This window comes from Alteromonas lipotrueae, from assembly GCF_019249215.1.
In the GTDB taxonomy this organism is placed as follows: domain Bacteria; phylum Pseudomonadota; class Gammaproteobacteria; order Enterobacterales; family Alteromonadaceae; genus Alteromonas; species Alteromonas lipotrueae.
Genome location: NZ_JAESDI010000015.1, coordinates 80,906 through 104,462, shown reverse-complemented (window position 1 = coordinate 104,462; position 23,557 = coordinate 80,906). Strand labels below are relative to the sequence as shown.

Genomic DNA, 23,557 nt, shown 5'->3' with positions numbered 1-23,557 from the left:
TATGATTGGGTCGAATTAGGTGACGGTTTTGATGCTGTTTTTTTGATCAGATAAGTAACGAATGGCACCAGGATGATATTGAATCCCCGGATAGTTTTTATTCACGGTATTAACTGCGAGTGCTTTAAAACCTGGGAATATTTTGATTAAAGCGTCTTTGTTCTCGAGAATGGCTTTTACCATGTGATAAACATCTTCGTCAGATACTTTATCGTTAACGATTAGAACGTTATCCCAAGTCAGCATTTGGATTGGTTGGTCTATGCCAACTAGATGTGGCGCTGGTTTTACTTCGGAAAAATAAAAGGCTGGACGTACTTTAAGAATGGCATCGCGTGCTGCTGGATCTGTGTTAACCGGTAAGAATTTCACACCGCCTACGGAAGCATCTACTTCCGCTACTTTTGGTCCACCAATGGCAAAATAAGTGGCGTCCAGTCGGCCTGATGAAAGATTGTCTGCGGCACGGATTAGGTCAGGGACAGGAACTTTTTTTACATCTTCCCAAGTTAAACCGCCAGTCGCCAGCATGGCTTCCATATGCGGGCGGCCAATCGGAAACGCATTCCACCCCGAAGCGACTCGTTTCCCTTTTAGGTCTTCGATGCGGTCAATTTTGGATTGCTTTTTGACAAAAATGCCAATCGGCTGAGGGCTAATGCGCAGTGCTACTTTTAAATGACGACGTTGTTTACCTTTATAATCTGCCTTTCCCTGTACCGCGACAATGGCGTCATTGATATCATTAATAGCAAACTCGGCTAAGCCTTGGTTAACGGCATCCATCATAGCGCGATTACCACTATAGGGTTGAACAACCAAATTGATATTGGCTTTAGAGCGCGCAACATTGGCTATGCCGTTACTCATGGTGTTCCAAATAGAACCTTGTGGTGGTGACGCGATCGACAAAATTTGTGCCGATATATTGCTAGAGACTAGTGTAATAACGCTCGCAGTGATCAGCGATAATATTGTTTTTTTCATTGTTCTCTCCAGGTTATTTATAGTTATTGTTTGCTGGCTAAGTGATTCGCGATGGTTCTACGAACGAGGTATTAACCTTATCTAAACTTTAGGAAAACCTGCCCGTCTTCCATTCGAGTTGCGTACGCTTTGATATCCTCAGTCAAGGGTTCGCTCATGGCTTTTCCCGTTTTTATACAGAATCTCCCTTGATGAAGCGGGCATTCGATTTGTCCGTCTTCTAAAAATCCATCGCTTAATAGGGCATGCCCGTGTGTGCAGACATTGTCTGTCGCAAAGATTTCATCCTCGACTTTATACAGCGCGATTTGATGACCATTGACCGTAACGCCAATGACATCGTCTTCAGGAACATCGTCAATGCTGATGGTCTCTATCCAGTTGTCACTCATGGGAAACCTCTTTTTTCGAGTATTAAATTGGGTAAATCAAAGAATTAAGAATCATCTCGTTGTCAAAAATGCAGAGTCGAGATTTGATCTGAATACCTTGTTCCGTTAGGCGTAAATGATCCAGATAACGACCGACGTTATAGACTTCAGCAATGCCATTATTCTTGGTTCGAAAAACCGTGTAATTAGCTTGTGATTCAATGATGCCGTCATCTGATTCACTTAATATCAGAGGCGATGAAACCAGATGCAGCTGGTGGTAAGGGTCGTGAAATATGGTTTCTGTGATACCGTAAATACGGTCTTTCAGCATGCCTTTACTGGTGAGTGATAACGCGGCCATGGGCAAGTTGCGTTCATAGTTTTCTCTGGCTTGAACCTTGTAAAGGCAATCTTCGCTAAACATGTCGAGCCATGCGTCCCAATTTTCTTGATCAACCATAGCGGCGTAATTTTGGTAAAATTGAGTCAGTTTTAGGTAGTTGTCGGCTTTCATTGTCATACTCCCATCACTTTGCGCCAGTAGGCGTACATGCCTCGGATTAAGGTTTCAGAGACCATATGATCGGTTTCTTCTATTTCTTTCCCGCCCAGTTCTGCCAGTGAACGATGGAAAGGTTTCTGCTCAAAACCCTGTTGAGAAAACTCAATAACTTCACCGTCATCCGCCGAAACAAAGCCCGCAGGGCCAAACAGGTTCGCTTGGCGCAAACGACGCTCGGTCATGTCGGGGGTATCGTCTTCGTAGCCAAAATGCGTCCAAACAAAGTCGAATGAACCATGGCCGTTTGGTTGAATATGACGGGTACTGACACTGTTAACCTGCTGTTGCAGAATGACGCTTGGGAAGAGGGTCATCATGACGGCGGTCGGGCCATCCCACCATGGCTCGACTTCGACATCTAAGAAGCTAGGGTCATTGAGCTGCATGGACTCTTTAAAACTGGAAACATTCGTGGTTTGTGTGTCTTTACCGCCTGAGCCTCGTGTTGAGATCATCGCGGCATGCCGAAAATGTTCATCCATTTTTAACTCAGAGCGGTTATCTGCACGCCATAAGCCAAAAGTGACAAACCAGGTATGCAGTAAACCTGGGTGGTAAGGGTCTTTGATGTTTTCCTGCATCAGTTTCCAATTGCCTGGAATACGTTGTTTGTTGTAACCCAACAAGGTGAGCTTGCGACCATTAAACATCCGATCAAAGTAGGACAACATAGTGGGGCCAAGAAAATCTTCAAATGACTCAACATTTTGGTCAAAACTGGCGAAAACAACACCGCCGCGCGTTGCGACTAATAGTTTGGTTAAGCCATGATCAGATGTTTTGAAATCTTTAGGCATGCCGCCTTTTGCTTTGCCATCTTGTTTGACACCTCGGCGGAAAGGAACCCCTTGCAGCTTGCCTTCTAGGTCGTAATTCCATTGGTGATAAGGGCAGGTAAAGCTTTTGACATGGCCATGTTTTTCTCGACAAAAACGCATGCCCCGATGGGCGCAAACGTTTTCAACCACATAAATACTGTTATCTTCATGACGGACCATAATGACGGAACGTTCGCCAATAACCGTGCGTTTGAAGTCGCCAGGTTGTGGAATTTCGGCTTCTAATCCGACATAACACCAATGTTTTTTATAAAAGAGTTTCTCAAGCTCCTGCTTGTGTATGTCTTCGTCTGTATAAGCCCAAAAGGGAATTCGACTGGTGTCTTCATGCTCCCAAACAGGTGCCATTGGAATAGGATTTTCATGACTCATTTTATTCGCCCTTTTGGTCTTTATTATGGGTTGAATATTGGCCTTAAAAAGAAATGACTGGTTTCCTGTAAAGGCCTTACTTTTATGTCAAAAAATTAGATAAATGCTGTTAAACCCCGCTAGGGTAAAAGGCATCGGCATATATACGATCGATATCGGCTCCGCGTTTGCTGCAAACCAAAGAGGCGGCTTCCACCATGGCTGGTGCTCCCGCTAAATAAATGCGCCAATTTTTAAGTTCTGGAAAACGTTCTGTGATGGCCTCGATTACCAGACCTCGAAAATGTGGACTATTGGGTTTTGTATGATCTAAGGCAATTAGGTACTGGAAGTTGGCGTATTCAGAGGCCAATTTTTCCAAATAATCCAAGCCGTATAAGTCTTCTTCAGTGCGCGCGCCAAACACCAGTTGAATGTTATTTTGCATTCCAGATTCTAGTGCGCCTCGGACAATTGAAAGGATAGGTGCAAGCCCTGTCCCGGTAGCAATACACAACATAGGGTCGGTATTTTTACGTCTAAGATAAGAGGCTCCAAGTGGGCCATTGAGTTTGATGGATTCGCCAATCTTGATTTGTTCATCGAGCTTGGATGTCACTCGACCATTTGGCACAAGACGAATGTGGAACTCTAACGAATCATCGTCCGTTGTGCCTGCCATAGAGTAAGATCGAGTACCGTCTTCACGCCAAAAGGTTAGGTTGGCGAATTGACCGGGAGAAAACTCGAAGGTTTTGTTGGTTTTGAGTCTTAATCTACGTACATCATTCGATAATATATCGAAAGAAACTATTTCCGCTTTTATCGTCTTTGTTGGGTGTGTAACGATTTCATCAGGTTCTGGGATTTCAATAATCGAATCCGTTTCAACACGGCTTTGACAGGCTAAAACGAATTGGCCATGTTGTGCTAAACGTCCTTCTGCAGCCGCTGGTCCGTTCACTGAACCTTCAATAACTTTACAGCGGCAGGTTCCACATCGACCTGAGAGGCAGCTATAGGAAATGGCAATGTCATTTTCCAAAAACGCTTCTAGCAAGGTGCTGCCTTGTGAGGCACTGATCGTTTTATTGACAGGTTTAATGAGTATTTCCATGGTCGCTCTTATTTATTGAGATCTTTATACGGCTACTGTGATGACGTGAAAAGGTCTCTTATTATTGTTTGATTTATGTGCGATGCTTTTGCATGGAATTGACTATAGAAGTTATTGAAATATTCAGATATAAAATAATCCTAATAATAATTATTCACATCAGTGAGATCTCTACCATGATTCGACTACAAGATATTGATTTAAATTTGCTGGTTGTTTTTCAACTAATGTACCGAGAACGGAAAACTGGTTTGGTAGCAGAGCACCTAGGATTGACACAACCTGCGGTTAGTAATGCGCTTGCGAGGCTAAGGCTGGCCTTGCATGACGAGTTATTTGAAAGGACGGCGCGAGGTATGAGACCTACGCCATTTGCAGATAGTATTGCGGAATCTATTGGCTATTCGTTGAGTACATTGCAAGACGGATTAAATTATCAGGAGCGTTTTGATCCTTTGTCGAGTGACCGATCTTTCTGCATCAATATGACGGATTTAGGGGAGATTTATATGTTGCCGCGTCTGATGGCCTACCTTGCTGAGCACGCCCCTAATATTTCGGTCAGCACGGTAAGAGACCAAGGACACTCCCTAAAAGAAGAGCTAGAAACAGGCAGTGTGGATCTGGCTATTGGACTGTTACCACAACTGGAAGCGGGTTTTTATCAGCGTCGTTTATTCGATCAAGATTATGTTTGTTTGATGCGAGAAGGACACCCTTGTGCGATGGGTAAGTTAAGCTTAGAAGACTTCTCTAAATCAGAGCACATTATAATAGAGGCTCAAGATACAGGACATGGTAGGGTGGAGAAATTATTAGCAAAAAGTGGAGTATTACGAGTCAGTAAATTGAAACTCCCGCACTTTATTTCGGCACCTTACATTGTGGCAAAAACCGATCTTATTGCCACCGTGACCGAAAAGCTGGGTCTACAAACGGCCGAAAATCTGAATTTAATCGTGAAAGCCCATCCTGTCGATATTCCTCCAGCGCAAATCAATATGTTTTGGCATCGCCGTTATCATCAGGACACGGGCAATGTCTGGTTTCGGAATTTGATCTTTGAATTGTTTTCAGAATAGTAAACTGTGTTCAATTCTAGTCATCCTGATAAGAGTCTCATTGTCAGTAAGGCAGGCCTTTCTAGCAGGATGGCGATGGCTCATATTATGAGTAATATCGTCATTCACTTGCTTTTAAAGCGTCTAGCCAAACGTCCTAACTCACTAGTATCTCTGCCACCATCTTGTTGGCTCATAGCCTGTTGAACCGGCTAACGTCATCCTTATTGACGGAATGGTTTACGGGTCTGACGCCGCTTGCTGGAAAACTCACTGTCGGCAAAAGTTAACTGTTGGCTCATGGGTGTTGGTCGTTGCGATTTACTATACTGCTATGATCTCACATCTGGGACTTATTCGCATCTTCCCTAGATATACAGCATGAATGATAGCTCCCAAGAGTATAAACAATATCATGGTGGCTATAAGTAAAAATATAAGTCCAGTCATTATTAACCCACCACTTTCAACCTGATGTAAATTCATCTCAGGTGAAAGTCCGAACTCTTTTGTCACAAACGCAATAAAGCTAAACGATGGAAAGATGCCCAGTATGATACCAATAAAAACAAAGTTTGAAATTTCACTTTGTACTTTAGGTTTGAGTTTAAAATAATCAAACATACGTTTGAGCATACTTGTAGCACCTAACTTTAAGCTAAGGGGCGCAGATACGTGGGGCATAATGGCGAAGCAGCCCCGCGTATAGGGGGAACTCTCCAGCGAGCAGCGCGAGTACCTTGAGTGGTTTGTTATGCACTTACACTGTTATCTCTATGAAAAATAGCGATTTTATTATTATCCAAATCCCTAATGTAACAAGCATAATAAGCATTATCATTTCGAGGGCCAGGCTTGCCTTCGCAAGTCGAGCCTAAGCTGATTGCTAGCTGATAGACCTTTTTAACAAGTTCATTACTGTTAACTTTGAGAGCCAACATAGTTCCGTTACCGAATGTTGCATTTTCTTTATTGTGTGGTTTAGTAATGGATAACTTTGTATCAGAGCCTGGAAATGCATAAAACACAACGTCTTCTGTTTTTGCTACTTGCTTTGCACCGATTAGACCAAGAATTTGGTCATAAAACTCAATAGCTTTATTAAGATCGTTAGTTCCTAACGTAATGTGTGAAATCACTTCCGATGTCTCCTAGGTGCATAACACCAAATTAAGCGGCGTTGCCCGCTCTTGGCAATGTCCGCTTCAATTTTCTTGTTAGGCATCGCTATCATTCAGGCGCACAGTAACTAGCATTAAAAACACCTCTAAGCTCTAACCCACTTTCTAACTTTAGATTATAATTGCCTTTTAGTTCTGTATCAGTTGCACTCAGAATATTTAACTCTCCGTTTTTACAAATACTCATCTCGTCGGCAAGATCTCCAAAAACGAAAAAGCAATATAGCAATTCCTCTCGTTGTAGTGTTGCTGCACCAGATTCGTATCCTAGCGCAAACCACTCAGAACTCTCTTTTCTCCCATCTTGCCAACTTCCAGCCTGGTACATCCACACACCAACCTTTTTCGGATTCGGTTCATTATTGAAACATGCTGATTGAAATTCTACTGATTGATCACGACACCCAACTAAAAAACTCAAGCTAGTAAAAATAAAAAAAGATACGAGAACTCTAAGTTTCATATGTGTATGCCTAACTTTTAAATAAGGGGCGCAGGCACGTAGGGCATAATGGCGCAGCCGCCCTGCGTGTATGCGTCCCAGCGAACGAAGTGAGTGACTTAATTTTTTTGTTAGGTAACTTAGCGTCCATATCCATCGATGCTCTTTATTACCAACTTGCCTACATTAGCTTTTTTACACTGATCTACTACAGATACAATTACTGTTGGAACGGTATCGTTGTCGTACAGAACTAATACGTTCTTAGGGGATTGTTGCTCAATGTGTGCTATTAACTCTTTAGCGGTTTTAAACTCACTGTTTTTAAAACCAAACTTACCAGCAGCGATGATGATTGAAGTGCCGCCGTTTTTAGCCCATTCTTCGTCTTCTAACGAGTGGTACTTTATTGCTAAATCTATTGAACTCAAATCCATCTGTTACCTAACTTTTAAATAAGGGGCGCAGACGCGTAGGGCATAATGGCGAAGCCGCCCTGCGTGTTTGCGTCCCAGCCCGCGCAGCGGGCGAGCTTAATTTTTTTGTTATAAGACATGTTACTTAAAACCCTGAATAGTGCCATTGGTGCCAACAATTAGGCATACGCTACCATAATATAAGCAATCATCTTTTATGAATGGTCGAGAGCCATAAATATCCAGTGGAACAATATTATCAACTTCGTTGACGCTTTTACCTATGAGCTGCGCATTTGTTAGAACGAACAGTTGCTCCGATATTTTAGTTTGGGTTTCTAGGCTTGCTTCCATGTAAGTTAAAGAGACACCGTTATCCAAACTCTGATACAACCAAAACACGTTGGTTAGCAGGAGTAATATTGAAAGGATACTGATAACAACCTTGTTCACTGAGTTTCCTTTGTCTTATAACAATTTAATAAGGCGCAAATTGCGCGTTTTTCTACCGAGCTACCGCTCGTTTTTGTCCATATTGTCATGATTACCAAATTTGTGAAAGCCGATGCAGACAATGGCTGCAAGAAAATAAAGCTATTTAATTTTAGGATGCAAACGCGCAATTGGGTCGTTTGCTTGAATATAGGGGAAAGTTAGCTATAGCTGTATATAAATACAGTTATATTAAAAGTTCATGAAAACAAAGTCTCCTTTCTTAAATCACATAAATGACTACATGCTGCTAAAACAGTATTCCCCAAGGACTGTCTCTACATATTTAAAATGGATTTCAGCATTTATTCACTTTCATGGGAAACGTCACCCTTCATCAATGGGTGATAATGAAGTTGAACAATACCTTGAACATTTGGCGTTAAATGCAAATGTGTCACGGCGCACGCATGCCACTGCATTAAACTCGATATCGTTTCTTTACAAGCACATTATAAAGAATGAACTGTCTCTCAATTTGAATTTTGCCAGAAGTAAACGCCAACCCAAACTACCCATTGTTATGACGCTAGATGAAGTGAAGCTGCTTATGTCAAGATTGGATAAACGTTACTATCTTATTGCTGGCTTGATGTATGGCAGTGGCCTAAGGAGCATGGAAGCTGTGCAACTGCGCGTGCAAGATATTGATTTCGATTGCAAGTGTTTAAGAGTCTGGAATGGTAAAGGCCAAAAACACCGAGTCGTTACTTTGGCAACGGAGCTTATTCCATTACTTAGAAATCAAATAGCGCAGGTTGATGAATACCTGAGACTCGATATACAGAATGAGCAATACGCCGGTGTTTGGATGCCTCATGCACTTGCTAAAAATACTCTTCAGCGAATAAATCGCTTGCTTGGCAGTTCCTGTTTCCCTCTCATAAACTGAGCGCAGACCCAGAAACTGGTGAAATAAGAAGACATCATTTTCATCCTACTTGCGTTCGCAAAGCGGTAAAAAAAGCTGTATTGGTGTAGGGTTTGAAGAAGCCAATCACGCCTCATACTTTAAGGCACTCATTTGCTACCCACTTACTACAGTCTGGCGCAGATATCCGGACGGTTCAGGCCCAACTGGGACATTCTGATGTAAAAACTACTCAAATATATACTCATGTTCTTCAGCTAGGCGCTAATGGCGTAGTAAGTCTTTTGAGTCGTTTATTTTGATGATGTATTAACACTATTGACCGCTTTGGCACCAAAAGCACCTACTCAATTTATAGCGGACCTACCTCTGCTCATTTCAGATCTATAAAACGAAAAAACCATTGTCTGCTTATTGCATACAGCAAGCATTTAAACCCTGAGTGCATGCGGCCGCCTTATGGCACAACTGGGAAGTTAAAAACCTAAACTCTGGAGGTCTGCTGTTTGTCTTCAGCAGCCCCTCAATCAGACTGCGATCAGTGACTGGTTATCGCACGAAGCCGAATATCGGCCATGTACCAAAAGCCGATCTAGAGACACTTAGAGATTAACACTGCAAAGATACGATACCAGATGACCTATTATTGAAAACACTGTTCGACTAATCATTGCGATAACAAAAGACGCTAAGTAGGTGCATTTTTTGCTCCTACTGCAAATCCATCTTGCTAAATCTACTCAGCCAACTTTGTGAAATCATGTTCTTAATAAATTGTCCAACAAGCTGTTGGATATTTGACGCTTGTTTAGCTGCTGCATTTTGTGCAACAGCTTATTGCACTTTTAATTGATCAACGGGCTGTTGACCATATGTTCTATTTTGGACCCCATGAGTCATTTGTGCAGACATGTTTGTACAAATAGGAAAGTGCATATTTTGCACATTGCTCAGGTCTCTTGATCGTTCATTACAGTCTGTCGAGTTGACCCAAGTCAACGTGTCAGGCCAAGCTTAAGCAATACACTTCCTGACTATTATTTTTCAGGGTAACTCAGCGCTAGATTTATCATTTCTTTCAATATCGGCATTCATTCTTTTCGACTTTTTTAGTACAGCCTATTCCTTAAATAGATCCCAGAAGCATGTAAACCTGCTTGCAACCCTATACATACGATTTTAAACTTCCGTTTTTTCAAATTCGTTACGGAAATTTCTTATGAGCTACAACAATGTCGATGCCTTAACAAAGCACCTTAATGATTCTCCTGAAAGCGTTGAGTTTGTTGACGTTATTGCCCTTATCGATAATGCATTTACTTTCACGCCAACGGCCTTTACTAATGGCGAAGTAACTAATGAAGCTAACCAAAACAATGGTTCTTGCAAGTTACTCGCGTTAGGCCAGCACCTTCAACTTAACCAAGCGCAGACATTGGCACTGTTTGGTGGTTTTTATCGTGATGACGTTTTGAAAAATCCTGATGGTGATGACCACGCGAACATTCGCAATTTTATGCAGACAGGGCAGGAAGGGGTGAGTTTTGAGACATTCCCGCTATCCGTTAGCAGCTAGGTTTTTATCTAGGCTCAGAATCTCTCAACGTTAGTACTTCTGCGCCTGTCGCCGTTACCAATACCGTGTGTTCCCATTGAGCAGATAACTTCTTATCTCTTGTAACCACGGTCCAGCCGTCTTTTTTAAGCTTTGTTTTGTACGTTCCTTGATTAACCATGGGCTCTATTGTGAATGTCATACCTGCTTCCAATTTAAGCCCAGTTCCCGCGCTACCCACGTGGACTATTTCTGGCTCTTCGTGCATTTCTTTGCCAATACCATGGCCACAATAATCGCGAACAACACTGTAACCATGTTTATGCGCATGCTGCTGAATAGCAAAGCCAATGTCACCAATTGTCGTGCCGTGCTTAACGGTGTCTATACCTTTCCACATCGCTTCATACGTCACATCAACTAATCTTTTCGCTATAGGTGAAACAGTACCAATAGCGTACATCTTGCTGCTATCTGTAATATAACCATTTTTTTCTAGGGTGATGTCTATGTTGACGATATCGCCATTCTTGAGCTTTTTGGTAGCAGATGGAACGCCATGGCAAACCACATCATTTACAGAGCTATTAAGCACAAATTGATACCCGTATTGCCCTTTACTTGCGGGTCTCGCATTAAGGCAATCAACAATATACCGTTCTACAAAGCGATCAATTTCAAGGGTGGTAATACCTGGGGCAATAAAACTATCTAACTCGCTAAAAACCTTTGCCAGTAATTTGCCAGATTCACGCATGAGTGAAATTTCACTTGTCGATTTTATAAGGCTATTCACTAACCAACCTTACTGAAAATACGTTTTGAGAGCGCATCTCTAAATCAATGATCTGTTCGTAAGATAATTTGGGATTTTGCTCTGCTAGCCGGCCGACTTTCATCCAAAATTCTGCTTGCGAATTAATAGAACGTTCCATCACTGCGCTGGTTTTGCGCACCTCTTCATGCAATGCATCAGATATTTTAACAATTCCCATAACCAACCCAGTAGATATATATTATGCTACATAATGTACTATTCTATATATATTGTCCATTTCTGGGTTTTTAGACTTAATAACAGCAGACGTTAGCAAAACTAGTACAACACTTGTTGTCGCAAGTGGTATTGATGCTAGAGAGCGATTCCAATAACAGGTCGATGTTTGTGAGCGCATTCCAGCGAAAGTTAGACAATCTGAAATTTATACCCCTTGCACCTCGTAAAGTGTCGAGTCGGCAGATTTTAGATAACTTGCTACACTGTCCTTGCGTGCCTCTAAATGGTTGGTTTGCACTAAAGGTTTTTGTTAAGCATGGCTCAGGGCATCGCACAGTGTTTCATCACTGTGTGCCACACCAATGACGTGAATATTTATTTTTGTTGCGTCTTTTCCAACATAACCACCACTCAAAGTTAAGCAAAGTAGATTATTTAGGATGATGTAGTGCTGATGAAAAACTGACGCACCCAATTTTTCATCAGCACTGGCGAAGTGGTATACCGAAGGAAAAGAAGTGGGATGCCGCATTGTTCTTCTTGTTGCAAGAGGTGAAGAGCGTCAAACCTGGTTCAATATTAAGCGCTATTATCTTCAATTTCAGAATTCTGTTTATATCTGTATCCCATTTATCTCTCGCCTCTAAAAAACTATATTCCTTTGCATCGGGGAGGAACCCTATACCGTTTTTTAAGGAGTGCGTTATATGGCTATAGCCACAGTAAACTATCATGTGAAAAGTAACGAAGTTCAGGCATTTCATTTTGATGTTAATGGTGTTGTTGGAAATTTGATTTCGCCGGAATTAGTTTCAGTCAAGGTGCCGGTTACTGACATTCGAAATAAAACGCGTTCAGTGGACTTCGATGAAGATGGGATCATTTTTATAAATGCACCGACAAAGGTGCATGCATTTGATGAATCTGAAGCGTGGGCGAGCGACTATGAAAGTGAGCTTACTGCCATTCTACAGCAGCAGATAAAAGCAAAAGAAGTGATTGTTTTCGACCACACAGTACGAATTGACGACCTTAATGCTACGCGCAGACCTGCCCGTAATGTTCACAATGACTACAGTGAAGGTGGGGTAGAAAAGCGTTTGGTAGATGTTGTAGGAGCTCAAAGAGCGCATGAGTTTCAGCAAGGGCATTTTGGATTTGTGAATGTATGGCGCCCAGTGGAATACAAGATACCGTCATCGCCATTAGGGTTTATTTGCCCACGCTCGATGCAAGAAGATGATTGGATGAACATCGAATTAGAATACCCTGATCGCAAAGGCCAAATATTAGGGGTAGCTGAAAACAAAACACACGAGTGGTTCTATCAGTCTGATATGACGCCCGAAGAAGCGATAATATTTAATATTTATGATAACCGTGGAAGACCGCATTTGGCGCATAGTGCACTAGATATGGAAGGTGATACTGCTACGACAAGACCTCGCCAAAGCATAGAAACGCGCACGCTTGTTCGGTATTAGTTTATTTTTGACATACTCGGGAGCGCATAACAGAAAATAAGGGGGTGTATAAGTCGAGATGACTCCGTTTTTAAGGGTTAAGGTATTTATCTAACACTTCAAGCAGCTTTTCTTTTCTTATTGGCTTGCTAACATGGTCGTCCATGCCTGCATGTAGACAGGCATCGATATCTTGCTGCATGGCATTTGCTGTTAATGCAATAATGGGTAAGGTACCGTTCATTTGATGGCGTATAACCCGAGTGGCCTCGTACCCATCCATCTCTGGCATTTGAATATCCATCAAAATAACATCAAACGATTGTTGAGATAATTTGTGAATAGCGTCGTTTCCGTTGGCAACACGGAGTATTTGTAGATTTGTGGCGTTTAGCATTGCCGTTATAACTTCAACGTTTATGTCGTTATCTTCGGCCAATAGTACGCGTGTCTTTTTGAACTGGGTAATTAATTGCGCGGCTTCTTGGTTATGAATGTATTCGTCACCTATTGAATGACAAAATTCCAACGTAAAATAAAAGCGTGAACCTTGTCCAATGGCGCTAACAACGTGAAGTTTAGAGTTCATTTGCTCTAATAATTTATTGCAAATATTTAAGCCTAGGCCTGAGCCTCCATACTTTCGTGCCGTTGAGCTTTCAGCTTGAATGAAGGGCTGAAACAAGTTTTCTTGTTGGGACTTGCTGATACCGATGCCGTTATCCTGAATCCATACGTCGAACAAGCAGTGGGTGTTGTCTTTGTGTTTAACCTCAATGCCTATTTCTATAACCCCAGCACTTGAAAATTTAATGGCGTTGCTAATCAAGTTGGCGAGTACTTGTTTAAGCCTAAGCTCATCAAAAATCATCTCTTTTGGAAGGTTTTTGTCGATATTTAGTTTAATCGTTAAACCCTTGTTACTTGCTTGAGCGTGGAATATATCAAGTAGCTTTCGTATGCTTTGACGTAAATTATAAGGGCCGTAATCTAGAGTTAACTTGCCCGCTTCAATTTTAGAGAAGTCCAGTAAGTCATTAATAAGTTGCAGAAGCATTTCAGATGAATTAACTATTTGGCTGGTCAGCTTTTTAGTTTGTTTATCTTCTAGTTTGTCAGTCAGTACTTGCCCAAAACCAATGATGGCGTTCAGAGGGGTTCTAATTTCGTGGCTTATGTTAGAAATAAACTCTGTTTTAAGCCTGCTATGAAGTTCTGCTTTTTCCTTCGCTGAAATGTAGAGAGCATTGGTCTTACGTGCCTTTTTAAGCAAAATTAAAATAATAACCAGGGTGACAAGTGTTAATGCAATAAAAATCACCAGCCACCGGGTGAAGAGCTTTTGCGTTTGCTGAGCAGCTTCCCTAGCGTTAAGCAGTTCAGAAATAGCACGGTTTTCTTTTTCTAGTAATGTGGTTTTTTCTTTTTGCTGCTCTATTTCGTAAACTAAGTTTGCGCTCTCTAATAGCTCTAAATCTTCGTACTTTTTAGCCTCAAGATATTCGTTATGGTAAACCTCGTACTCTTTGTACGCCGTTTCAAAATCACCTTCTTTGGCAGTAATTTGGGAGGCGAGTTTTTCAAGTTCTGCTCGCCACGTGGTCTTCTCACCTACTCGGTAGTCATCATAGGTGCTGCGAGACTGGTCAAGGGCCACTCTCGCTTCTCTCAAACGTCCGCGTTCCATCAGCGCTTTCGCTTTTAATCTATAAATTTCGCTATCGTAAAAAGAGGTAGTAAGCGGGTGAGAGGTGACAGTTTCAGCCAGTTTCAAGGCCTCTTCAATGTTGTCAGTGCGAAAATAGGTAGACGCCATTCCATACAGGGCAATATATTCTGCGTAATTAATGTCTATATTTCTGTCTGATTCTATGGTCAGTTCAAAGTAGGTAATCGCTTTATCGAAGTTGCCCATATTTCTAAACAAAATGCCAATGGCGTACAGGTTGTCACTGACAAGCGGCCATTCATTGAGCGCTTTTGCCTCTGCTAACGACTTCTCATAATACTCAAAGGCAATATCAAAGGACTTTACCGAATGATAATAATCTGCGGCCATGTAATGGTACAGGGCGGTGGCATAAGCGAAGTTATTTTCATAAACCAGTTCGTTGAGGGTGTTTAATAAGTTGACGCTTGATGCGAAAACTTGCCCTTCATTGTATGAAAGGATGAGATACGCAATCGCCATAGCCTTAACAGACGGGCTGGCTGCAGGAGATTGTATGACTTCACCGAATAGCTGATAAGACCGGTCGTAATTGGCATTGATACCACTCATTCTGGCCAGCCCGGTTTTAATGATTAACCCATCTTCCGTTTCAGCGACTAAAGATTCAAGGATAGTCAAAACATCATCAGGGGCGGTGTGATGTAACTTGAGTTTAAGTTGAACGTATCTAACGGCTATTTTGGTTTTTTCAAGCGAGGTGAAGTCGGGGGTGAGTAAACGCGTTTCTAGCGTCGATATTACCTCGCCAATAGGCATTGGGGTTTCAGTTTTAACCCGTGAATCTAACGACTCAAGTTCAGTCAATACATTGGCATTCACCACGTGGCTAAATATACTAAGGCCAACTATTGCTAGAACTTTAAGATAAAATCGGATCATGGATAGCACAGTATTTTCTTACGTCTTGTTGAGTGATTGCTAGGCTTAAACTAACACCAACGAACTAAATTCACTTCTCGCAAATTAGCAGAGATAAAACCTCATGTCTTGAATTTAGGATAATTATCCAGCGCGCCATATAAAATTTAGTCTTTAGTCTAATGTTTTTGACTTGATTGCTCTTTGCTGAAGCATTTCCTCGTGTTCTTTTTAGAAGTCGTTTTTGGTAACGTCTTAGTGTAACGGGGGGCGTGTGCAATATTCGTAAAAATGCCATGATAGCCCACAAGTCGCTATGTAGCATGACTACTGAGCCTGCAATATTGCAGACCTTCGAGTGATAACTAAGATATATGCTTGTTTTCTTAACTTTCTAAAAGCAGAATGCAACCATAAAAATAGTTTATCGCCAGATAGTTGGAAACTTTATATGATTGGTTTTTTCAAGCCTGCAGTACATAAAACTCGGTTAAACGAACAAGAAATAGACCCAGTTTATAAAAAGCTTAGATGGCAGGTATTCCTCAGTATCTTTGTCGGCTATGCGGGCTACTACCTTGTAAGAAAGAATTTTTCACTGGCCATGCCTTATTTAATTGAAGAGCAAGGCTTCACAAAAGGTGAGTTAGGTTTTGCGCTGTCTGCAGTCTCTATAGCCTACGGGTTAAGTAAATTTTTAATGGGCAATGTTTCTGATAGAAGCAACCCCAGATATTTTTTAATGACAGGGTTATTACTGTCTTCCCTCGTCATGTTTATTTTTGGTTTTGTTCCATGGGCAACCCAGAGCATAGCAATTATTTTTCTGCTGCTTTTTATTAACGGCTGGGTGCAAGGTATGGGGTGGCCCGCCTGTGGCCGTACTATCGTACATTGGTACTCGGGGAATGAACGAGGACAAGTTGTTTCGGTTTGGAATATTGCTCATAACGTTGGCGGCGGACTCATTGGCCCTTTATTTATCTTGGGAATGGCGTGGTTTAATGATTGGCGTAGCGCTTTTTATGTACCCGCAGCCTTCGCTGCATTAATCGCCGGTTTTGTATTTTTAACCTTACGAGATACACCGCAAAGTTGTGGTTTGCCGCCTATTGAGGAACATCGTAATGACTATCCCATCGATTATGAAGAAAAGCATGAGCAAGAACTCAGTGCTAAAGAAATATTTGTTACCTACGTATTGAACAACAAACTCCTGTGGTTTATTGCTATTGCCAATGCGTTTGTGTATCTCATTCGATATGGCGTTTTAGATTGGGCGCCGACGTACTTGTCAGAAGTAAAAGACTTCTCATTCGAGCATAGTTCTTGGGCGTACTTGTTGTATGAGTGGGCGGGCATTCCAGGTACGCTGTTATGCGGTTACATTAGCGACAAATGGTTTAAAGGCCGTCGTTCACCAGCTGCTATTTTGTACATGGTGCTCGTATTAGTCGCCGTTCTTGTATATTGGTTTAACCCTGCTGGAAACCCATCCATAGATATGGCTGCGCTAATGGCTATCGGCTTTTTAATCTATGGACCTGTTATGTTGATAGGTTTATACGCGCTAGAATTAGTGCCGAAGAAAGCCGCTGGCACGGCAGCCGGGTTAACAGGACTGTTTGGGTATCTTGGTGGTGCTGTTATCGCTAATATTGCCTTGGGTTTTACCGTCGATTACTTCGGTTGGAATGGCGGGTTCATACTTCTCACAGGTGGGTGTATTTGTGCCATTGTGCTAATCGGGTTTACGGTTAAACATGAAATTGCGCATTTAAAAAGTAAAGAGACGTCTGCAGCTAGTTAAATGATGACGTTTCTTTAACGCTAGAACTATCAAGATAGACTGGGTAATGGACAGCCCGGTCCTTTCTTACATTTTGTTGAGTGACTGCTAGGCTCAAGCTAATAAGTTTGACTTAAATGCTCTACGCGTCGCTGAAGCATTTCTTTGTAATCTTGCCTGGCATCGGCCATAAAGGTGATGTACATACCGCAAAGCACTTGTGCTCTGTATCTGTCTAAATCAATATAGCTATTTACCCAATCTTGTCGGGCCAAGCGTTGGCAGCCAAACACCTGTCTAGCCAGAATTTCGGTGTTGATATTACCTAACAAATAGCCATCTTCACGGCCTTTTTGGCACACCTGTGAGCAGATATCTAAGGATGTCTGAAAAATACCTCCGGGTAGTTTTTGATCAAATATTTTCGTGTTTTCCCCAGCTACAAAGGCGGCTTTATACAACCCCTCATTGGCCCTAAAAAGCGAGATAAGTTTATCGATAAAAGCTTCGCTTGCAGTGATAGGATCAGATAATACAAGGTCTGCAAGCGCCTTTTCTACTCGCTCAATCATTTCAATAACGAGCCTTTCAAAAATATCCGCTTTTTTACCAAACAAATTATGAATGGTGGGCACGGTCACGTCGGCAGCAAGGGCTAACTTACTCATGGTAAGCGCATCTACGCCTTGGGTGGCAATAATATCTCCAGCGCGCTCTAAAATAATATGTTTGCGTTTATTGACGTTGGCTGCTCTAGTGCTGCTGCCTCGTGCTAACCCTTTTTGTGTCATCGTTATTTTTCTGCCTAGGTGACTTGCTTTATATACGTTGTTACTGATAGCTCAGCATTAAGACACAGTTTATCATTTTTATTTTTGTTGACCACAGATTTTATTGATCGTAAAGTTTTATCACTAATAAAAACTGTGAAATCAAAAATGACAACCATAAAACACCCTGTAGATATTAGTGAGTCAATTGAAGCCTGCGCGGCGCATTACGGTAAAGATGCTAACGCGATGAAAAGCTACTTGTTGGAAGGTCAGCGTAAAGCGCTTGCCATGGATAACCGCGGCTCGCTTAAGTTTGAAGCAGATGGTTCCCTTGCCACCCACATTAAAGATGCTTACTCAAAATATGGCTTTTATATATTTGAGGGATTAATCTCTGATAAAGAACTTGCCGATTTAGAGCAAGATATCGAACGGCTAAAAACTCAATTTCCATTAAAAAATGGCGAAAAATTAAATGCCCAAGGAGAAAAAGCACTTGCCAGTGATGCTTTAGGGCCTAGATTAATTTGGTCAAAACCACTTGGCGATCCTTTAGGCGGAACCCCTATCGCAAATGGGCGTCATCAGGTGAAATTATTTGAGCCCAGCGCCGCCAAAGATGCCCCAGAGGAAGCGGTATTTGTGCTACTCGGTTCACTTGAATATTCTGACGCTTGCTTACGTGCTTATGCACACCCGGAATTGTTAAAAGTAGCCGAATCTATTAATGGTAAAGACTTTGCGCCTTTTCATGAATGCTTGTTTATCAAAGAGCCCGGGTTAGGCGCTGCGGTATCTTGGCATCAAGACGGTGATACTCACTGGAATAGCCCAGACTTCGATGAAGGCATTCATGGTTTTAATTTTATGGCACAGGTTTACGGAAGTACCGCAGTAAACGGGGTGTGGGTAGTACCTGGTACGCATAAACAGGGCAAGCTTGATATTAAAGAAATGGTGGCGCAGGCGGGTAGCGAACGGTTAACTGAAGCGGTCCCTATTATTTGTAATGCTGGCGATGTAGTTATCTGTAACCGTCAAATTGTACATGGCTCTTTTGCCAATACAGGCTTTGAGCCTAGAGTTACAGTGAACTTTGGATTCCATCGCCGGAGTTCGGTGTTGAATGTCAGTGGAGCGGGTATTCATTGTGCTTCGCAAGAATTCGACGACGAACATATTGCAAAGCGAACGGCGGTATTAGGTTATGCCATTGATGCTCGTATGAAAAAGTATCCAGAAGAGACACCTTATGTTTATGCATTATTTGCAAATTCCGATACCCAGTTTGAATACAACAATGATACAAAGAAAGCTCTAAAAGATTACAACCTTTTAGATCTTAGTATTTAATTCGGCAGCAGGTTAAAAATGAGCAAAATAAAGACAGCAAACAAAGCGAATATCGTCATATTGGGCGCTGGGAGTATCGGATGTTATTTAGGAGGTTGTTTGCTGTCTATTGGCGCGAATGTCACCTTAATTGGCCGTGCAAGACTTAAAGATCAAATTGCGAATAGCGGCTTAACGTTAACCGATTGGCGCGGCAGAAATACAAAACTTAAACCGGCAGACATTAATTTTACTGAAAATGCCGAGGTCATGGCGAGCGCTGATTATATTTTAGTGTGCGTAAAAAGCGGTGATACCCAAGAGGCCGCGTCGCTTATTGCGGAATATGAAAATAGTGACTCGTTGAAGGATAATCCTGTTGTCATCAGCTTTCAAAACGGGGTAAGAAACGGTCAAGTGCTATCAGAATGCTTACCGAATCATACGGTCATGAAAGGCATGGTTCCCTTTAACGTGCTGGGGCAGGGCGACGGGCATTTTCATTGTGGCACAGAAGGGAATTTGTGTGTTGAAGACAAAACTGGGAAATCGGGAGATCTCGTCGCCCTGTTTGACATGGCCGACTTACCTGTTCATGTGTACAAGGATTTATCTAGTGTGCAGTGGGGTAAGCTGCTCATGAATTTAAATAACGCCGTTAATGCACTTTCTGGCAGGCCATTGCTTGAGCAATTGCACGACAACGAATACCGAAAAGTAATGGCGGTTGTGCTAAAAGAAGCTTTAGTCGCAATGAAAGCGGCTGGTATTGAACCAGCTAAAACAGGTAAGGTCGTCCCTAAGCTTATGCCTTACATTATGTCTTTACCTAATTTTCTATTTAAAAAGGTGGCTGCAGCTACGTTAAAAATTGACCCTCAGGCACGCTCATCTATGTATGAGGATTTAGCGCTGAATAGAAAAACAGAGGTCGATTACCTAAATGGCGAAATTGTTGCTTTAGGTGAAGCGCATCAAGTGAGTACCCCCGCCAATACCGCAATAGTAAAACTCATTAAAGCGGCTGAAAATGCAAGAGACGGGTCGCCGAGGTTGAGCGCCGCCACTTTACAACAAGCGATAGTAGCTAATTAGCCTATCGCTTTTAATCGTCTTGAAGGTCTTTAATATCGTCAATAATATTGTTGAGCTTTTTCAGCAGGTGTGACTTCTGTTTTGCGGTCATTGTCTTTACCAGTGCATCGGCTAGCGATAAATATGCTTCTCGATTAGCTTGTCTGCGTGCTAGGTACTCTTCGGTGCGGTAGTCATCAGGGTGAGTAAGTAGGTGGGTTAGCTTTTGTTGAAACGCTTCTGTGTTTTGTCTGCTTGCAAACAATCGGCGCGCTTCATTCTGCATGGCTAATCGGTATTCAAGCCAGTTTCCACGGGTACGGGCAAAGTGAGGGGCAGCGTTCGCCACCATGGTTTTTTGCTCGTCAGTTAAATCCCCCAAATTTTCTTCAAAACCTTCCTCAAAATTCTCAATTAACTTTTCAAGCCTTTCACTTTCAGACATTGAGTCGTACTCATCAAGCTCTTCTTGCTCTTCGTCATTTTCTTTTTGGATGGCAGCAAACAAATAAATAACTTGGTCGTCACTTAAGCGGGAAGCGAGTTCTGCTAACTCAGGCGCTAGTTTTGAACGTAAGGTCATTACGTGTTCATTAGCCTGATTTAGATGATTGGCAATAACAGCTTTGTTTAACTTATCTTGTTTTATCTCTTCGGTAATCTGCTCTAGTTGGGCCAAATATAAAGCCAATTGCTCTTCTCTGTGCCAATCAATCCACCCTTCAAGCTTAATATCGAAAATAGCTTCTTGTGAATCGTTAAGCTCTACATAATCGTCCATGTACCAATAAATAAGCCAATCGAGGTTATTGTATGCAAGCTTAGACGAGCACCCTGTCAGTACTAAGAAGCCAAGAACAAGCCATAACTTTTTCATCGTTAAATCCGTTGTAGATGTAGCTATTAGCTACTGATATATAAATTAATTACTGAGCACTAATAGTTCTTAGTAATTTAGCCGCCTTTTGGATTTCAAAATCGATAAATCGCTGCTGAATTTCTATGGCAGCGCCACACATAATATCTGGTGACTCGAGAAAATCTTTAGGTGCTGCTACCACCTCAAAATGTGCCTTACTGCTATCCTTCATGTCTTTAACTAAATTCGTGATGATGTCATCACTTTCCTCATCAGAATACAAAGAGGGGCTTACCTGCTGATGAGCAATAAGCTTTGCTAAAACCTCAAGCTCAAGTGCCTTTACTTCGCTCGATAGCTGAGCTTCATTCCCAGCATGGTGTTCTAGTGGCACCTCTTCGGGATACACAAATGCGGCGCAGGCAAGGGGATATTGCCCTTGAAGTTCTTGCATTTGTTTTATCATTACATGCCAATAATCAACGATGTCGGCATCACTACCATGGGCGATATAATGCGTAATTCTCGCTTCAAACACCGCTCGAGCTCGGGTTGCAATAGCATTAATAGAAGCGCCTTCCCGTAAACCCTCTTCATTTATAGCGACAATTCGATAGTAGGTATCTGGATCTTTGTCTTTCATGGCAACCAAGTAGGGATGAGTCAATAAACCAGATTCTACTGCTTGCGTGTTTATTTCGCTTTCGTCTTCATAGCCACTGAACCCGTAGGCGCTACTGTCCACTACTTTACTGACAATACCTGCTCGTAAAAGTTCTTTGTGAGAAGGAGCCCAAAGTTCAGTATTCGGCGTATTTCGTATTTTTTTCGCAAACCAATTTGGAACATCGGCATCTTTATACGCTTGGTCAAACGCGGAACTTAACTCTGTGTTGTCATGCATAGACTTGCCGCCTAATGCGGGAGCGTGAAACTGCAAGACGCCGTCTTCACCCAATAGCCTTTCTTTTCCCGCTAAATACACAATACTGCATGCCGAAGAGCACGAGGTTTTCACAAATGTATTAAGTCCATATTCTTTGACTACAGCAGCTAGACGAGTCGCGCCGATAAGTCTTCCGCCAATACTGTGTAAGTGTATTGTTGTTATGTTTTCATTCTGTTTCAGTACATCTAGCAGTAGTAGTTCGGAGCCAATTTCTATACCGCCATAAAGTTCTAGCTCGGTGCCATTATTTAAAACTCTAAACTTGGTAGGGGGATAGGTGGATTCAGCGCCTCTTAAAGAGATACTTTCAGTAATGATGGGTACCCCTGACCGATAGAAATCTACAGTGAAATTTATCATTCCTACTACTGTCATTATTATCGCCATTGTTGCCCAACCAGCAGAGCCACCGCCATGAGGGTGACGGATGGCAGAGCGAATTACGCCAACCGATTGCCAGATAACCACGGGTGTTAACACCACGTACAAAAGCATCATGTATATACCAAGCTCAGCTCGCGATGATGCACTTTCTATTTTAAGTTCAACAAATGAGCTTAGCGCAAGTGCACCAAGTGTTATTAAAATGCCAACCACCCAATAACTGATAGGTAACGATACTTGGCCTTTCCAAAAACGAATTAGCCAGTTTGCATGCAATGCTTCGTCATCGTATCTATCTTCCGCGAATACTGGGTCGTGATTGGCAGTATTTTGAGGATGAGAACTATCTTGATGCTGAGACGTTTCGGTTTTACTTGTTAAGGGTTGTCTTAAGGCTATTTCCTTTAGCACGGCAGACACTCTATCGGGATATTGCTCTTTGTCGATGTTGGCTAACACATCTTCAAGTTCGGCAAGGCTGTAGTTTGAATAATCCGGAGCTTGCATTAAATACTTCCATGTGGCTTTTATATTATTGAAGATGACATTCATTGACGTGTTAATAATACGGAATATTAGCCGCTAACACTACAGTATTCACCATATCTACCTGAATAGATGAGGAAAAACCATGGCAACACATGAAAAGCTAAACTACGTTGAGTTCGGTACATTGGATATCAACAGTACTAAACGCTTTTTCGAAACCGTATTTGGTTGGGCATTTACCGATTACGGGCCTGAATACACGGCATTTGCTAACCAAGGATTAGACGGGGGCTTTTTTAAAGCTAAGCATGCTGGCATTACAGAAAATGGCGGTGCGTTATTAGTTTTTTACAGTGCTGATATTAAGCAAACGTTAAGCAAGGTAGAAGGCGCTGGTGGCGATGTGAACAAGTCTATTTTTGAATTTCCAGGGGGCTGCCGGTTTCACTTTATTGAGCCTGGGGGTAATGAATTCGCGGTTTGGTCTGAAAAGGAATAGGGCATAAATAATAGGAAGTTAGAGAAAGTACTTTAACAAGAGTACATTAACAATAGAACGTCAGCACGACTGCCTTGCTAGAGAGGTATTACCAATCGAGCCTTAGCAAAA

Annotated in this window: 24 protein-coding genes and 1 pseudogene; 8 read left to right on the top strand and 17 right to left on the bottom strand. The window is 42.1% G+C overall.

The features are described from left to right. Positions 1-15 precede the first annotated feature (15 nt). From JKP82_RS17075 to JKP82_RS17055, 5 genes are all read right to left on the bottom strand, one after another. A complete protein-coding gene (locus JKP82_RS17075; RefSeq protein WP_218397955.1) occupies positions 16-987 on the bottom strand; it encodes a TAXI family TRAP transporter solute-binding subunit in 972 nt (323 codons plus the stop codon). Between the two features lie 77 nt (positions 988-1,064). Beyond that, positions 1,065-1,379 carry a non-heme iron oxygenase ferredoxin subunit gene (locus JKP82_RS17070; RefSeq protein ID WP_159529772.1) on the bottom strand — a complete coding sequence of 105 codons (315 nt, stop codon included), beginning with the start codon at positions 1,377-1,379 and terminating at the stop codon, positions 1,065-1,067. A 22-nt stretch (positions 1,380-1,401) separates the two neighbouring features. After that, complete coding sequence (locus JKP82_RS17065; protein ID WP_159534443.1) at positions 1,402-1,875, bottom strand: aromatic-ring-hydroxylating dioxygenase subunit beta; 474 nt, start codon at positions 1,873-1,875, stop codon at positions 1,402-1,404. A 2-nt stretch (positions 1,876-1,877) separates the two neighbouring features. Continuing rightward, a complete protein-coding gene (locus tag JKP82_RS17060; protein ID WP_159529774.1) occupies positions 1,878-3,134 on the bottom strand; it encodes an aromatic ring-hydroxylating dioxygenase subunit alpha in 1,257 nt (418 codons plus the stop codon). A 109-nt stretch (positions 3,135-3,243) separates the two neighbouring features. Further along, entirely contained in the window at positions 3,244-4,230 is a 987-nt protein-coding gene (locus tag JKP82_RS17055) for a 2Fe-2S iron-sulfur cluster-binding protein (protein WP_218397953.1), read from the bottom strand. A 176-nt stretch (positions 4,231-4,406) separates the two neighbouring features. Here JKP82_RS17055 and JKP82_RS17050 point away from each other — a divergent pair, with 176 nt between their 5' ends. Beyond that, the gene (locus tag JKP82_RS17050; RefSeq protein WP_159529777.1) at positions 4,407-5,312 is read left to right on the top strand and encodes a LysR family transcriptional regulator; all 906 of its coding nucleotides are present in this window, start codon (positions 4,407-4,409) and stop codon (positions 5,310-5,312) included. A 303-nt stretch (positions 5,313-5,615) separates the two neighbouring features. Here JKP82_RS17050 and JKP82_RS17045 read toward each other — a convergent pair whose 3' ends face one another. From JKP82_RS17045 to JKP82_RS17025, 5 genes are all read right to left on the bottom strand, one after another. Beyond that, the gene (locus tag JKP82_RS17045; protein ID WP_159529779.1) at positions 5,616-5,927 is read right to left on the bottom strand and encodes a hypothetical protein; all 312 of its coding nucleotides are present in this window, start codon (positions 5,925-5,927) and stop codon (positions 5,616-5,618) included. Positions 5,928-6,043: 116 nt separating this feature from the next. Then, positions 6,044-6,430 (bottom strand): VOC family protein, encoded by a 387-nt coding sequence (locus JKP82_RS17040; RefSeq protein WP_159529781.1) that lies wholly within the window; start codon positions 6,428-6,430, stop codon positions 6,044-6,046. A gap of 91 nt (positions 6,431-6,521) precedes the next feature. After that, the gene (locus tag JKP82_RS17035) at positions 6,522-6,935 is read right to left on the bottom strand and encodes a hypothetical protein (protein ID WP_159529783.1); all 414 of its coding nucleotides are present in this window, start codon (positions 6,933-6,935) and stop codon (positions 6,522-6,524) included. 119 nt (positions 6,936-7,054) lie between these two features. Then, entirely contained in the window at positions 7,055-7,351 is a 297-nt protein-coding gene (locus tag JKP82_RS17030) for a hypothetical protein (protein WP_218397951.1), read from the bottom strand. Positions 7,352-7,471: 120 nt separating this feature from the next. Further along, a complete protein-coding gene (locus tag JKP82_RS17025; protein ID WP_218397950.1) occupies positions 7,472-7,783 on the bottom strand; it encodes a hypothetical protein in 312 nt (103 codons plus the stop codon). Positions 7,784-8,024: 241 nt separating this feature from the next. Between JKP82_RS17025 and JKP82_RS17020 the strand changes: the two are divergent. Continuing rightward, a pseudogene (locus JKP82_RS17020) lies at positions 8,025-8,995 on the top strand (integron integrase). Positions 8,996-9,912: 917 nt separating this feature from the next. After that, complete coding sequence (locus tag JKP82_RS17010; RefSeq protein ID WP_218397943.1) at positions 9,913-10,269, top strand: HopJ type III effector protein; 357 nt, start codon at positions 9,913-9,915, stop codon at positions 10,267-10,269. A gap of 4 nt (positions 10,270-10,273) precedes the next feature. Here the strand turns inward: JKP82_RS17010 and map are convergent, their stop codons facing one another. From map to JKP82_RS16995, 3 genes are all read right to left on the bottom strand, one after another. Further along, a complete protein-coding gene (gene map / locus JKP82_RS17005) occupies positions 10,274-11,044 on the bottom strand; it encodes a type I methionyl aminopeptidase (RefSeq protein ID WP_159531448.1) in 771 nt (256 codons plus the stop codon). Then, complete coding sequence (locus JKP82_RS17000) at positions 11,037-11,243, bottom strand: ParD-like family protein (protein ID WP_057792933.1); 207 nt, start codon at positions 11,241-11,243, stop codon at positions 11,037-11,039. The genes map and JKP82_RS17000 overlap by 8 nt, the downstream gene beginning before the upstream one ends. 312 nt (positions 11,244-11,555) lie before the next feature. Further along, a complete protein-coding gene (locus tag JKP82_RS16995; RefSeq protein ID WP_159531446.1) occupies positions 11,556-11,777 on the bottom strand; it encodes a hypothetical protein in 222 nt (73 codons plus the stop codon). Positions 11,778-11,952: 175 nt separating this feature from the next. Here JKP82_RS16995 and JKP82_RS16990 point away from each other — a divergent pair, with 175 nt between their 5' ends. Then, positions 11,953-12,729, top strand: a complete 777-nt coding sequence (locus JKP82_RS16990; protein WP_218397941.1) for a CmcJ/NvfI family oxidoreductase — start codon at positions 11,953-11,955, stop codon at positions 12,727-12,729. A gap of 70 nt (positions 12,730-12,799) precedes the next feature. Here JKP82_RS16990 and JKP82_RS16985 read toward each other — a convergent pair whose 3' ends face one another. Beyond that, complete coding sequence (locus tag JKP82_RS16985; protein ID WP_232370637.1) at positions 12,800-15,319, bottom strand: hybrid sensor histidine kinase/response regulator; 2,520 nt, start codon at positions 15,317-15,319, stop codon at positions 12,800-12,802. 430 nt (positions 15,320-15,749) lie between these two features. Between JKP82_RS16985 and glpT the strand changes: the two genes are divergently transcribed. Continuing rightward, positions 15,750-17,108 carry a glycerol-3-phosphate transporter gene (gene glpT / locus JKP82_RS16980; protein ID WP_218397939.1) on the top strand — a complete coding sequence of 453 codons (1,359 nt, stop codon included), beginning with the start codon at positions 15,750-15,752 and terminating at the stop codon, positions 17,106-17,108. A 98-nt stretch (positions 17,109-17,206) separates the two neighbouring features. Here the strand turns inward: glpT and JKP82_RS16975 are convergent, their stop codons facing one another. Continuing rightward, positions 17,207-17,878 carry a TetR/AcrR family transcriptional regulator gene (locus tag JKP82_RS16975; protein WP_159531442.1) on the bottom strand — a complete coding sequence of 224 codons (672 nt, stop codon included), beginning with the start codon at positions 17,876-17,878 and terminating at the stop codon, positions 17,207-17,209. 147 nt (positions 17,879-18,025) lie between these two features. Here JKP82_RS16975 and JKP82_RS16970 point away from each other — a divergent pair, with 147 nt between their 5' ends. Then, positions 18,026-19,213, top strand: a complete 1,188-nt coding sequence (locus tag JKP82_RS16970) for a phytanoyl-CoA dioxygenase family protein (RefSeq protein ID WP_218397937.1) — start codon at positions 18,026-18,028, stop codon at positions 19,211-19,213. Positions 19,214-19,231: 18 nt separating this feature from the next. Next, positions 19,232-20,287, top strand: a complete 1,056-nt coding sequence (locus JKP82_RS16965) for a 2-dehydropantoate 2-reductase (protein WP_159531438.1) — start codon at positions 19,232-19,234, stop codon at positions 20,285-20,287. Positions 20,288-20,297: 10 nt separating this feature from the next. Here the strand turns inward: JKP82_RS16965 and JKP82_RS16960 are convergent, their stop codons facing one another. After that, the gene (locus tag JKP82_RS16960) at positions 20,298-21,143 is read right to left on the bottom strand and encodes a DUF6279 family lipoprotein (protein WP_218397936.1); all 846 of its coding nucleotides are present in this window, start codon (positions 21,141-21,143) and stop codon (positions 20,298-20,300) included. Between the two features lie 49 nt (positions 21,144-21,192). Further along, positions 21,193-22,965 carry a hypothetical protein gene (locus JKP82_RS16955; RefSeq protein WP_218397934.1) on the bottom strand — a complete coding sequence of 591 codons (1,773 nt, stop codon included), beginning with the start codon at positions 22,963-22,965 and terminating at the stop codon, positions 21,193-21,195. Positions 22,966-23,089: 124 nt separating this feature from the next. Between JKP82_RS16955 and JKP82_RS16950 the strand changes: the two genes are divergently transcribed. Then, entirely contained in the window at positions 23,090-23,446 is a 357-nt protein-coding gene (locus JKP82_RS16950) for a VOC family protein (RefSeq protein ID WP_218397933.1), read from the top strand. Positions 23,447-23,557 lie beyond the last annotated feature (111 nt).

Bases quoted from the DNA above. Each gene is read 5' to 3' on its own strand.
- JKP82_RS17075 (WP_218397955.1), bottom strand. From the start codon at position 987: ATGAAAAAAACAATATTATCGCTGATCACTGCGAGCGTTATTACACTA.
- JKP82_RS17070 (WP_159529772.1), bottom strand. From the start codon at position 1,379: ATGAGTGACAACTGGATAGAGACCATCAGCATTGACGATGTTCCTGAA.
- JKP82_RS17065 (WP_159534443.1), bottom strand. From the start codon at position 1,875: ATGAAAGCCGACAACTACCTAAAACTGACTCAATTTTACCAAAATTAC.
- JKP82_RS17060 (WP_159529774.1), bottom strand. From the start codon at position 3,134: ATGAGTCATGAAAATCCTATTCCAATGGCACCTGTTTGGGAGCATGAA.
- JKP82_RS17055 (WP_218397953.1), bottom strand. From the start codon at position 4,230: ATGGAAATACTCATTAAACCTGTCAATAAAACGATCAGTGCCTCACAA.
- JKP82_RS17050 (WP_159529777.1), top strand. From the start codon at position 4,407: ATGATTCGACTACAAGATATTGATTTAAATTTGCTGGTTGTTTTTCAA.
- JKP82_RS17045 (WP_159529779.1), bottom strand. From the start codon at position 5,927: ATGCTCAAACGTATGTTTGATTATTTTAAACTCAAACCTAAAGTACAA.
- JKP82_RS17035 (WP_159529783.1), bottom strand. From the start codon at position 6,935: ATGAAACTTAGAGTTCTCGTATCTTTTTTTATTTTTACTAGCTTGAGT.
- JKP82_RS17030 (WP_218397951.1), bottom strand. From the start codon at position 7,351: ATGGATTTGAGTTCAATAGATTTAGCAATAAAGTACCACTCGTTAGAA.
- JKP82_RS17010 (WP_218397943.1), top strand. From the start codon at position 9,913: ATGAGCTACAACAATGTCGATGCCTTAACAAAGCACCTTAATGATTCT.
- JKP82_RS17000 (WP_057792933.1), bottom strand. From the start codon at position 11,243: ATGGGAATTGTTAAAATATCTGATGCATTGCATGAAGAGGTGCGCAAA.
- JKP82_RS16995 (WP_159531446.1), bottom strand. From the start codon at position 11,777: ATGCGGCATCCCACTTCTTTTCCTTCGGTATACCACTTCGCCAGTGCT.
- JKP82_RS16990 (WP_218397941.1), top strand. From the start codon at position 11,953: ATGGCTATAGCCACAGTAAACTATCATGTGAAAAGTAACGAAGTTCAG.
- JKP82_RS16985 (WP_232370637.1), bottom strand. From the start codon at position 15,319: ATGATCCGATTTTATCTTAAAGTTCTAGCAATAGTTGGCCTTAGTATA.
- glpT (WP_218397939.1), top strand. From the start codon at position 15,750: ATGATTGGTTTTTTCAAGCCTGCAGTACATAAAACTCGGTTAAACGAA.
- JKP82_RS16975 (WP_159531442.1), bottom strand. From the start codon at position 17,878: ATGACACAAAAAGGGTTAGCACGAGGCAGCAGCACTAGAGCAGCCAAC.
- JKP82_RS16970 (WP_218397937.1), top strand. From the start codon at position 18,026: ATGACAACCATAAAACACCCTGTAGATATTAGTGAGTCAATTGAAGCC.
- JKP82_RS16965 (WP_159531438.1), top strand. From the start codon at position 19,232: ATGAGCAAAATAAAGACAGCAAACAAAGCGAATATCGTCATATTGGGC.
- JKP82_RS16960 (WP_218397936.1), bottom strand. From the start codon at position 21,143: ATGAAAAAGTTATGGCTTGTTCTTGGCTTCTTAGTACTGACAGGGTGC.
- JKP82_RS16955 (WP_218397934.1), bottom strand. From the start codon at position 22,965: ATGCAAGCTCCGGATTATTCAAACTACAGCCTTGCCGAACTTGAAGAT.
- JKP82_RS16950 (WP_218397933.1), top strand. From the start codon at position 23,090: ATGGCAACACATGAAAAGCTAAACTACGTTGAGTTCGGTACATTGGAT.